The following is an 11,080-nucleotide window of genomic DNA, read 5'->3' as shown; positions in this document are numbered from 1 at the left end:
GGGCTTGCTCGCGAAGACTGAGTGTCAGTCGGCGCATATAGCGACTGATACACCGCCTTCGCGAGCAAGCCCGCTCCCACAGGGACAGTGTTTACAGATTGACGACGTTAACGAAGCGCGAAGCCGCGGTCTCGTCGATCTTCAGGCTGGTGAAGTCGAACAGGTTGCGGTCGGCCAGTTGCGACGGCACCACGTTCTGCAGACTGCGGAAGATGCTTTCAGTTCGGCCCGGAGTCTTGCGCTCCCAGTCCTGAAGCATTTCCTTGACCACCTGACGCTGCAGGTTTTCCTGCGAACCGCAGAGGTTGCACGGGATGATCGGGAATTCCTTGAAGTCCGAGTAGGCCTGGATGTCTTTCTCGTTGCAGTAGGCCAGCGGACGGATCACCACGTTGCGCCCGTCGTCGGCGCGCAGCTTGGGCGGCATCGCCTTGAGGGTGCCGTTGAAGAACATGTTGAGGAAGAACGTCTCGACGATGTCATCGCGGTGGTGACCGAGGGCCATTTTGGTCGCGCCGATTTCGTCAGCAAAGGTGTACAGCGTGCCGCGACGCAGGCGCGAGCACAGCGAGCAAGTGGTCTTGCCTTCCGGGATCAGTTCCTTGACCACCGAGTAGGTGTCCTTCTCGACGATGTGGTACTCGACGCCCAGCTCTTTCAGGTAGGCCGGCAGTACGTGCTCGGGGAAACCCGGCTGCTTCTGGTCCATGTTCACTGCGACGATCTCGAACTTGATCGGTGCAACCTTCTGCAGGTGCAGCAGCACGTCGAGCATGGTGTAGCTGTCCTTGCCCCCGGACAGGCAGACCATGACCTTGTCGCCGTCTTCGATCATGTTGAAATCGGCGACCGCTTCGCCGGCCAGGCGGCGCAGGCGCTTTTGCAGTTTGTTCTGGTTGACCGTAAGAGTGCCCATGACGCGAAATCCGTGAGGTGTGACGAAAGGCGGGCATTTTACGCAAAAACCCGGGGAGCGCGAAGGGCCGTGGGTCTGTCACTTTCAACCGATCCCCTGTGGCGAGGGAGCTTGCTCCCGCTGGGGTGCGAAGCGCCCCCAAACCTGCAGCCGTTATTTTCCTGACTCACCGAACCGCAAGGATTGGCGACTGCTGCGCAGCCGAGCGGGAGCAAGCTCCCTCGCCACAGAGTCGATCCGGCCTCAAATGTGCAAGACCCTGCCGCGATTACCCCGCCGGTTTACAGCGCGATTTGCTCTAAGCCCCTAGTCCCTGTGCGGTTAAGTCCTTTCTATACTGCGACATAAGGTCGCACACATCTGAAGACCTGAATTTGCTCGGCCACCTTTGGCCCGTAGGCGCTCCGCTGGGGGGCGATGGCAATAACAAGAGGAGTGACTGGCATGATCCATCACGTAGTGGGACTTTTTACCCACCCCGATCAGGAATGGAAGGAAATCCGTGGCGACCAAGAGGAAAGCATCAGCCACATGTACCTGACGCACACGCTGATCCTGGCGGCGATTCCGGCGGTTTCGGCGTTTATCGGCACCACTCAGGTCGGCTGGGTGATCGGCAACCGCGCACCGGTGATGCTCACCGTGGAAAGTGCGATCTGGATGACCGTGATGTCGTACCTGGCGATGCTCGGCGGCGTCGCGGTGATGGGCGCGTTCGTGCACTGGATGGCCCGCACCTATGACGCCAACCCGAGTCTGGCCCGTTGCGTGGCATTCGCCACCTACACCGCGACACCGTTGTTCGTCGGCGGGCTGGCGGCGCTGTATCCACACATGTGGCTGGGAATGATCGTCGGCACGGCGGCCATCTGCTACACGGTGTATCTGCTGTACGTGGGGCTGCCAACGTTCATGAACATTCCGTCGGACGAAGGCTTCCTGTTTTCCAGCTCAGTGCTGGCGGTGGGTCTGGTGGTGCTGGTGGCCATCATGGCGTTCACCGTGATTGTCTGGGGCCTCGGCGTGGGGCCGGTGTATACCAACTGACAAGCTTCACCCCAGAGAAAAACAAGATCTGCCAATACAGGCCGCCGCAAGGCGGCCTTCTCGTTTGGCGGATGACCATTCGGCAGGTCAGCGATTCGCAAGTCAGGAACGTTGCGGCATACTCGACGCCTCTGGAGATCCATCAAGCATGCCCGAGCAACTCAATACCCGCGTCGAAGACTGTTACCAACTCGCTGAAGCCTTTTTCAAACGTCATTTCCAACGCCCGGTCGTCAGCCTCAAGCTGCGCGGGCAAAAAGCCGGTGTCGCGCATCTGCACGAGAACCTGCTGCGCTTCAACCCGCAGCTGTACCGGGAAAACACCGAACACTTCCTCAAGCAGACCGTGGCCCACGAAGTCGCGCACCTGATCGCCCATCAACTGTTCGGCGACCGCATCCAGCCGCACGGCGAGGAGTGGCAACTGATCATGCGCGGGGTTTACGAACTGCCGCCGGATCGCTGCCACACCTACGCAATCAAACGCCGCAGCGTGACCCGCTACATCTACAAATGCCCGTGCGCCGACAGTGATTTTCCGTTTTCGGCGCAGCGTCATAGCCTGGTGCGCCAGGGGCGACGGTATTTATGCCGTAGATGCCGCAACACTTTGGTGTTCAGTGGTGAGATGCGGGTGGAATAGCCGGTTTGGTGTTGTCGCCGCCGACGCCTTCGCGAGCAAGCCCGCTCCCACATTTTGAAATGCATTCCCCTGTGGGAGCGGGCTTGCTCGCGAAAGGGCCGGCACAGACGCTAGAGAATCACCTTGGCACGCCGCAACTCGGCAATCCGCTCAGCATCAAACCCCAACTCCCCCAACACCTGCTCAGTATGCTGTCCCAACCCTGCGCCGACATGCCGCGGCGCCGGCAGCGCTTCGGAGAACTTCAGCGGACAGGCGATCTGCGCCTGGGTCGTGCCATCGCCACGCGGCACCTGGGTCACCAGTTCACGCGCCTGCAACTGCGGATGCTGCACCGCCTCGCTCAGGTTCAAGACCGGTTCGACACAGGCATCGACCTCGGCAAACAACGCGCGCAGCTCGGCAAAGTCGTGCTTCTCGAATTCGACTTTCAACGCATCCTTCAATAACCGTTGCTGCTCGGGTTTCGGCGACAAGCCCTGCGCCGCCAGCTCCGGCCGGCCCAACGCCGTACACAGCTGCTGCATGAACCCCGGTTCCAGACTGCCCACCGACAGCCAGCGCCCGTCGCGCGAGCGGTAGTAGTCGTAGAAGCTGCCGCCATTGAGCATCTGGTCTTCCCAATGCGGTTCGTCGCCACAGGCCAGATAGCCGGCACCGGCCATGGCGTTCAGGCTGAAGGCGCAATCGGTCATGCTCACGTCCAGATGCGTGCCCTGCCCGGTCTGCTGCCGGGCGATGACCGCCGCCAGCAGGCCGATCACCCCATGCAGCGAACCACCCGCGATATCCGCCACCTGCACGCCCAGCGGCAACGGCCCGCTGTCGGCGCGGCCGGTGTAACTGGACAGACCGGCCAGGGCGAGGTAGTTGATGTCATGTCCGGCGCGATCCTTGTACGGCCCGGTCTGGCCGTAGCCGGTGATCGACACGTAAATCAGCTTCGGGTTGATCGCCCTCAGCGCCTCATAACCCAGACCCAGACGCTCCATTACACCGGGGCGGAACTGCTCGAGGACAATGTCGTAGTCGGCCAGCAACTGCCTGACCACCTCCAGCGCCTCAGGCTGTTTGAGATCCAGCGCCAGACTGCGCTTGTTGCGGTTGAGGTAAGCGTGGCTGGCGGACACACCTTGATCATGCGGCGGCAACACCCGCAGCAGGTCCATGCGCGTCGGTGATTCAATGCGCAGCACTTCGGCGCCCATGTCCGCCAGCAACAGCGAGGCGAACGGCCCTGGCAGCAGGGTCGAGAAATCCAGAATCTTCAGTGAGGCCAGCGGCGCGGACATGGGCGATCTCCTTGGGCGATGCACTCAGCCTAGGCAGCGATGCCGCGCACGGCAATCACCGGATGCATCAGCGGCAGTGACCGTAATGCTCAAATCGCAGGCAATAAAAAACCCCTGTAGCGAGGGGATTCATCCCCGATGGACTGCTCAGCAGTCCCCTTCTATCTAAGAAGGGGCCGCTTCGCGACCCATCGGGGATGAATCCCCTCACCACAAGGGCTCTCAGACTCCAGCATTACACTGGAGCCAATTCAGATTACTTGACGTTGCTCGGAGTAGCACCTTCAGCCACACCCAGGTCATCTTCCGGACGGGTATCCGCGATACCGCGACCGCCCGAAGCCAGCTCGGATTGCAGCACGTCGGTGTCCAGCTCTTTCACCCACTTGGCAACCACGATGGTCGCGACGGCGTTGCCGACCAGGTTGGTCAGGGCGCGGGCTTCGGACATGAAGCGGTCGATACCGAGGATCAGCGCCAGGCCGGCCACCGGCAGGTGACCAACCGCCGACAGGGTGGCGGCCAGCACGATGAAGCCCGAACCGGTCACACCGGCGGCGCCTTTGGAGGACAGCAGCAACACCACCAGCAGGGTGATCTGATGGGTGATGTCCATGTGCGTGTCGGTGGCCTGAGCAATGAACACTGCAGCCATGGTCAGGTAGATCGCGGTACCGTCGAGGTTGAACGAGTAACCGGTCGGGATCACCAGACCCACGACGGATTTCTTCGCGCCCAGACGCTCCATCTTGATCAGCATGCGTGGCAGTACCGATTCCGAGGACGAGGTACCGAGTACGATCAGCAGTTCTTCACGGATGTAGCGGATCATCTTCAGCACGCTGAAGCCGTGCATGCGGGCGATGGCACCCAGCACGATCAGGATGAAGGCCAGGCAGGTGATGTAGAAGCAGGCCATCAGTTGACCCAGTTGCACCAGCGAACCGACACCGTAAGCACCGATGGTGAACGCCATCGCGCCGAAGGCACCGATTGGCGCGAGCTTCATGATCATGTTGATGATGTTGAACATCACGTGGGCGAAGCGATCGATGAAGTCGAGGATCGGACGGCCATAGTCACCCAGGCGATGCAGGGCGAAACCGAAGATTACCGAGAACATCAGCACTTGCAGGATGTCACCGGTGGCGAACGCGCCGACGATGGTGGTCGGGATCACGTTGAGCAGGAAGCCGACAACGCTCTGGTCTGCGCCTTGCTGCACGTAAGTCGCGACTTTCGAGGCGTCGAGGGTGCTGACGTCGATGTGCATGCCGTTGCCCGGTTGCACGATGTTGACCACGATCAGGCCGACCAGCAGGGCGATGGTCGAAACGATTTCGAAGTACAGGAGTGCGTAACCGCCGGTCTTGCCGACCGACTTCATGCTTTGCATGCCAGCGATGCCGCTGACCACGGTGCAGAAGATGATCGGGGCGATGATCATTTTGATCAGCTTGATGAACCCGTCACCCAGTGGCTTTACCGCCACACCGAACTGCGGGTAGTAGTGACCAAGGGCAATACCGATGATGATCGCGACGATCACCTGGAAATACAGGGATTTGTACAGTGGCTGACGAGTCGTCATTGCAAGTGTCCTCAAGCGTCCCGCGGGCAACATCCATCTGTTGGGCGCAGAACCTGAATTGCGAACCCTCCTGCACTGGAGGGATTTGTTGTTGGAGCGGCGCTATTCCCGCGGAATAGACGCACACTTCTGTCGCTCTTATCGCAAACGCCGTGCCACTTTGGTGCAATTCGCTGCAAGCCTTTTGATATCAGGGGATGCAGAGTATTTTTTGTCACTGCCCGGTGACGCCAGTGTGGCGGATTTCCGCCAAGTCAGCGGCTCTCGTCCTACAATTTGGCGGAAATCCGCCTTGTTGCCCTGCGCATGCCCCGGCTACCATCCAGCGCCTGAGGAAGGATCTGCCGCTTATGCGCGAACGTACCATCGCCAGTCATTTCGCCCGTGCCGCCCTCGGTGGCGCACGCCGTTCGGGGTTCGACTATGCGCCGCTGCTGCAGCAACTGGGGATCAGCCCCGAGTTGCTCGATGAACCTCGGGCGCGCATCGCCCCGGAGCAATTCACCCAACTGATCCAGAGCCTGTGGCTGGCGCTGGATGACGAATACCTGGGCTTTGGCAACGCGCCAAGCAAACCCGGCAGCTTCGCGATGATGTGCCACGCGCTGATCCACTGCCGCAATCTGGAGAAGGCACTGCAACGCGGTTTATTGTTTTATAGCCTATTCCCCGAGGCTCCGCGCCTGAGCCTGAGCCGCGAAGACGAATGGGTACGCCTGAGCCTTGATGACTCGCAGTTATGGGACCCGGATCACTTTCTCAGCGAGAGCCTGCTGGTGATCTGGCATCGCCTCGGCAGTTGGCTGATCGGCCAGCGGATTCGTCTGGAGCAGGCCACCGTCAGTTACCCGAAACCGGCGCACGGTGCCGAGTACGACCTGTTATTCCCCTGCCCTTTGGTGTTTTCCGCCCAGCAGAGCAGCCTGCTGTTTCACAGTCGCTATCTACACATGCCGCTGTTGCAGGACGAACGCACCCTCAAGCACTTTCTCGAACGCTCACCCGCCGACCTGCTATCGCGCCCGGACGACGGCGACAGCCTCAGCAGTCGCCTGCGCCGCTTGCTCAGCCGCGACAGTGCGCAGTGGCCGGACCTCGAAGCGGTGGCCGCGCAGCTGCACATCAGCCCGCAAACCCTGCGTCGGCATTTGCGTGAGGAAGGCAGCAGTTTTCAGGAATTGAAGGATCAGTTGCGCCGCGACATCGCGATCTATCATCTGGGACGGGCGGATCTGTCGTTGCAACAGATTGCCGAGCAGTTGGGATTTTCCGAGCCCTCGGCGTTTCATCGGGCGTTCAAGAAATGGACCGGGCTGACGCCGGGGGCGTATCGGGCGCAGGAGCAGTGAGGCTTTAACGTCAAAAGCCCCTCACCCTAACCCTCTCCCGGAGGGAGAGGGGACTGGATGGGGGAAGCTCGATAAATACGCCGACCTGAATGCTCTCTGCTGAATCCATATTCGAGGCAAATCACTCAGGTCGATCATTTTCTGGAGACACTTAGGTCAGTTCCCTCTACCTCTGGGAGAGGGCTAGGGTGAGGGCAACTTCCAATTAAACCGCAGGAAACTGAATCCTGAACGCCGCCCCGCCCATCGGCGAATCCCCGAGCATCAGCTTGGCGTTGTAGCTTTCGATGATGTCCTTGACCACCGCCAGCCCGATGCCCTGCCCCGGGTGCTGACGATCCAGACGCTCACCACGCTCGAGGATCCGCGCGCGCTGATTCGGCGGCACACCGGGGCCGTCGTCCTCAATGCACAGCTCGATGCCGGTGAGGCTCTCGCGCACGCTGATGCGCACTTCACCCAGGCACAGGCGATAGGCGTTTTCCAGCAGGTTGCCCATCATCTCCAGCAGCGCGCCCTGCTCGATCGGCACGTAACAGTGCTCCGGCAGATCGAAGGCCACCCGCACGTGTTTGTCGCGGTAGACCTTGTCGAGGGTGTCGCACAGGCTTTTGAGCACCGGTTGCAGCCGCACCTGGTGGCGCACCAGGCCGCTTTTGCGCAGGCTGGCGCGCTGCAGTTGATAGCTGATCTGCTGGCTCATGCGCTCGATCTGGGTTTGCAGCACCCAGGCTTGATCGCGATCTTCCGGGCGTTGGGCCATGTCTTCACTGACCCCTTGCAGTACCGCCAACGGGGTTTTCAGGCTGTGCGCCAGATCATCGAGGGAGTCACGGTAGCGGCTGCGCTGCTGGCGCTCACTGTGCAGCAGACGGTTGAGCGAGCCGGTCAGGCGCAGCAGTTCGCGCGGGTGTTGTTCGCTGAGGCTTTCGCGAGTGCCGCTTTCGATTTCGTCGAGCTCCTGACTCAACCGGCGCAAGGCTTTCAAACTCCAGGTCAGGCCAATCCACAACAGCGCAAGCAAGACAAACAGTGCAGCACCAAAGCCCAGATAAAGGTTGTCGCGCAGGCCTTCGAGCGTCGATTCGTACTCGTGCACCGGTTGCAGGGTCACAAAGCTGAATGCCGCACTCTTGCCCCCGAGCAACTTGACTTCGACGTCGTAGACAAAAAATTCCTGACCGCTGGCCTGGCGAATCCGCGCGAACTCATTGCCCATGCCGTCGTAACGCGGCTTGTAGTTGATCTGCCCTTCTTCTGTGCCCTTGGAGCGCCAGACCAGATGCCCCTCGCGATCATAGATGTAGCCCAGCAGACGCCCGTCAGTAAGGTTGAATCGCTCGTCAGGCAACTGCGCCGGCATCTGCAGGCGACCGTTCTCGATACGTGCCGCCGAAATCAGCGTGGTCACATCCGAGGCCAGGCGCTGCTCGATCGAGTCCTGCAATGCCAGGCTGAACGCGCCTTGCATGGCCGGCAGCAAGCCAAGCATGAACAACACCGCCAACGTGGTGGCGGCGAGCATCAAACGAACGCGAAGAGAACGAATCAAGTGCAGCGCTCATTGAACAGGTAGCCGAGACCGCGCACGGTGTCGATCGGCTTGAACCCGCCCGGGCCTTCGAGCTTGCGGCGCAGACGGCCGACCAGCACTTCGATCACGTTCGGATCGCGCTCGTCGTCATCCGGATAGAGCTGCTCCATCAGGCGATCCTTGGGCACCACTTGCTGGTGGTGGCGCATGAGGTATTCGAGGATGCGGTATTCGTAGGCAGTCAGCGCCAGCGGCTCTTCATCCAGCGATGCCTGCTTGCGATTGAGGTCCAGCAACAGCGGTCCGGCGACGATGGTGGACTGGGTGAAGCCGCTGGAGCGACGCAGCAAGGCGTTGAGTCGCGCCTCGAGTTCTTCGAACTGGAACGGCTTGACCACGTAGTCGTCGGCACCGGCAGCGAGGCCTTCGACCTTGTCTTGCCAGTTGCCGCGCGCGGTGAGGATCAGGATCGGAAACGTCTTGCCGCTGGAACGCAACTGGCGGATCAGGTCCAGACCGCCCATGCCCGGCAGGCCGAGGTCGATCACCGCCAGATCGAAGTTGAACTGTCCGGTCTGGTACAGCGCCTCTTCGGCATTGGCCACGGACTCGACCACGTGACCGCTCTCCGTCAGGCGGGTTTGCAGGTGATGGCGCAACAGCGCTTCATCTTCGACGACCAACAGTTTCATAACGCTCTCCCGGGCAAATCAAAAAGCTCCAACGTCAACAGCATACTTGTGAGGGCGAGTCTGCTCGCGAAGGCGACGGCACAGGCGACAACTTTCTCATTGCTGTTCGATAGGCTGCAAGGTTAGCAAGCCGCCCCTGTACCTGCCCTGAACACTCGGTGAACCTGCACTGAATCAAATCGACTAGGCTGTCCTGACCACTTTCGATAAGGAGACCGACCATGCGCCTGTTCCTCGCCCTCGCCTTGCTCGCTGCCAGCAGTCTGGCCAACGCCGCGATCAAGACCCAGGAGATTCCCTACCAGAGTGCCGACGGCACCAAACTGATCGGCTACTACGCCTACGACGACGCGATCAAGGGCAAACGCCCTGGAGTCGTCGTGGTGCATGAATGGTGGGGCCTTAACGATTACGCTAAACGTCGCGCCCGCGATCTCGCCGAACTGGGCTACAGCGCGCTGGCGATCGACATGTACGGCGAAGGCAAGAACACTGAGCACCCGAAAGATGCGATGGCGTTCATGCAGGCCGCGACCCAGGATGCTGCGGCCTCCAGCAAACGTTTCGAGGCCGGGTTGAACCTGCTGAAAAAGCAGCCGCAGACCGACGTCAATAAAATCGCCGCCATCGGTTACTGCTTCGGCGGTGGCGTGGTGCTCAACGCCGCGCGTCAGGGCGAGCCGCTGGCGGGCGTGGTGAGTTTCCACGGTGCGCTGGCGACCACCACCCCGGCGACGCCCGGCAGTGTGAAGGCAAAGGTTCTGGTCGAGCACGGTGCGCTGGACAGCATGGTCACTCCAGACAACGTCACCGCGTTCAAATCCGAGATGGACAAGGCCGGCGCCGACTACACATTCTTCAGCCTCGACGGCGCCAAGCATGGCTTCACCAATCCGGATGCCGATCGCTTGAGCCACGGTGATCATGGTGGCCCGGATATCGGTTACAACAAGGCGGCCGATGAAAAATCCTGGGCGGACATGAAGGCGTTCTTCCAGAAAATCTTTGGCTGACATTGCCCCTGTGGCGAGGGAGCTTGCTCCCGCTCGGCGGCGAAGCCGTCGCAAAAACATGCCGACGCGGTTTACCTGACAGACCTCGTCCACAGATTTGGGGGGCTTTGCCCCCAGCGGGAGCAAGCTCCCTCGCCACAAAAGTGTGCAGCCTCTACCCAGTCGTGGCTTCAACCGGCAAAATGCCCGCCATGAATTCCAGCCCGCCCCTCCCCACCTGCTGCACCCCGCTCGACGCCCATTGGCCGTTGCCCAACGTGTTGCCCGAGACCGTGCTGCTCAGTACCCGTTTCGACCCGAAGCAACTGCTGGGCGATGACTTCCAGCGCAGCGCCATCGAGCCGCCGCCGAGCATTCAGCGCTCGGTGGCCAAACGGCAGGCCGAGTTTCTTGCCGGACGAATCTGCGCCCGGGCTGCGCTGCAGCAACTGGAAGGCTCAAACGTGATTCCGGCGATTGGCGAAGACCGCGCACCGGTGTGGCCGGCGCACATCTGCGGCTCGATCACTCACAGCACCGGACACGCGGCGGCGATTGTCGCCAACAAGCAGCACTGGCGCGGCTTGGGCATGGATCTGGAAAACCTGCTCGAGACCGAGCGCGCCGAACGCCTGGCCGGGGAGATTCTGACGCCGCCGGAGCTGCAACGCATGGCCGCCGGTGCGCGGGAACAACTGGCGTTGTGCGTGACCCTGACGTTTTCGGTGAAAGAGAGCCTGTTCAAGGCGCTGTACCCGATTGTGCAGAAGCGTTTCTACTTCGAGCACGCCGAGGTGCTGGAGTGGACGGAGCAGGGTCAGGTCCGGTTGCGTTTGCTGACTGACTTGTCTGGCGAATGGCGTAATGGCACCGAGCTGGAGGCGCAATTTGGGGTGCAGGATGGGCAGTTGTTGAGTCTGGTCAGCATTCCGGCCTGAGGATTTTTCGGCGACTGTTGCACCGCCTTCGCGAGCAAGCCCGCTCCCACAGGGGAATGCATTTCAAGGGTGGGAGCGGGCTTGCT

At 61.0% G+C, this 11,080-nt stretch carries 10 protein-coding genes; 5 read left to right on the top strand and 5 right to left on the bottom strand.

Annotated elements, in window-relative coordinates; genetic code table 11:
- Positions 1-91: 91 nt before the first annotated feature.
- Positions 92-916 (bottom strand): tRNA 2-thiocytidine(32) synthetase TtcA, encoded by an 825-nt coding sequence (gene ttcA / locus QMX91_RS24345; protein WP_041067551.1) that lies wholly within the window; start codon positions 914-916, stop codon positions 92-94.
- A gap of 444 nt (positions 917-1,360) precedes the next feature.
- Between ttcA and QMX91_RS24340 the strand changes: the two genes are divergently transcribed.
- Both QMX91_RS24340 and QMX91_RS24335 read left to right on the top strand, forming a co-directional pair.
- The gene (locus tag QMX91_RS24340; RefSeq protein ID WP_007917515.1) at positions 1,361-1,963 is read left to right on the top strand and encodes a Yip1 family protein; all 603 of its coding nucleotides are present in this window, start codon (positions 1,361-1,363) and stop codon (positions 1,961-1,963) included.
- 148 nt (positions 1,964-2,111) lie between these two features.
- Complete coding sequence (locus tag QMX91_RS24335) at positions 2,112-2,606, top strand: SprT family zinc-dependent metalloprotease (protein WP_003227192.1); 495 nt, start codon at positions 2,112-2,114, stop codon at positions 2,604-2,606.
- 110 nt (positions 2,607-2,716) lie between these two features.
- On the opposite strand, the gene QMX91_RS24330 is transcribed toward QMX91_RS24335, so the two are convergent.
- Together QMX91_RS24330 and QMX91_RS24325 are read right to left on the bottom strand one after the other, a co-directional pair.
- On the bottom strand, positions 2,717-3,898 hold the full coding sequence (locus QMX91_RS24330; protein ID WP_282413506.1) for a CaiB/BaiF CoA-transferase family protein: 1,182 nt from the start codon (positions 3,896-3,898) through the stop codon (positions 2,717-2,719).
- A 256-nt stretch (positions 3,899-4,154) separates the two neighbouring features.
- On the bottom strand, positions 4,155-5,489 hold the full coding sequence (locus tag QMX91_RS24325) for a dicarboxylate/amino acid:cation symporter (RefSeq protein ID WP_027612291.1): 1,335 nt from the start codon (positions 5,487-5,489) through the stop codon (positions 4,155-4,157).
- 350 nt (positions 5,490-5,839) lie between these two features.
- Between QMX91_RS24325 and QMX91_RS24320 the strand changes: the two genes are divergently transcribed.
- Positions 5,840-6,838: an AraC family transcriptional regulator gene (locus QMX91_RS24320; protein WP_223008288.1), complete on the top strand. Its 999-nt coding sequence runs from the start codon at positions 5,840-5,842 to the stop codon at positions 6,836-6,838.
- A gap of 205 nt (positions 6,839-7,043) precedes the next feature.
- Here QMX91_RS24320 and QMX91_RS24315 read toward each other — a convergent pair whose 3' ends face one another.
- Positions 7,044-8,390, bottom strand: a complete 1,347-nt coding sequence (locus tag QMX91_RS24315; protein WP_098965094.1) for an ATP-binding protein — start codon at positions 8,388-8,390, stop codon at positions 7,044-7,046.
- Positions 8,387-9,064, bottom strand: a complete 678-nt coding sequence (locus tag QMX91_RS24310; protein WP_098965096.1) for a response regulator transcription factor — start codon at positions 9,062-9,064, stop codon at positions 8,387-8,389. Before QMX91_RS24310 ends, QMX91_RS24315 begins: the two co-directional genes overlap by 4 nt.
- 221 nt (positions 9,065-9,285) lie before the next feature.
- Between QMX91_RS24310 and QMX91_RS24305 the strand changes: the two genes are divergently transcribed.
- Positions 9,286-10,077, top strand: coding sequence for a dienelactone hydrolase family protein (locus tag QMX91_RS24305; RefSeq protein WP_282413505.1), 792 nt, complete (start codon positions 9,286-9,288; stop codon positions 10,075-10,077).
- 191 nt (positions 10,078-10,268) lie between these two features.
- Complete coding sequence (locus QMX91_RS24300; RefSeq protein WP_282413504.1) at positions 10,269-10,994, top strand: 4'-phosphopantetheinyl transferase; 726 nt, start codon at positions 10,269-10,271, stop codon at positions 10,992-10,994.
- Positions 10,995-11,080: the final 86 nt, after the last annotated feature.

The sequence above is a fragment of the Pseudomonas sp. PS01299 genome (genome assembly GCF_029960145.1).
Lineage (GTDB): Bacteria > Pseudomonadota > Gammaproteobacteria > Pseudomonadales > Pseudomonadaceae > Aquipseudomonas > Aquipseudomonas putida_A.
Note: the sequence above shows the minus strand (reverse complement) of the source record. Positions and strands in the feature narration are given on the sequence as shown.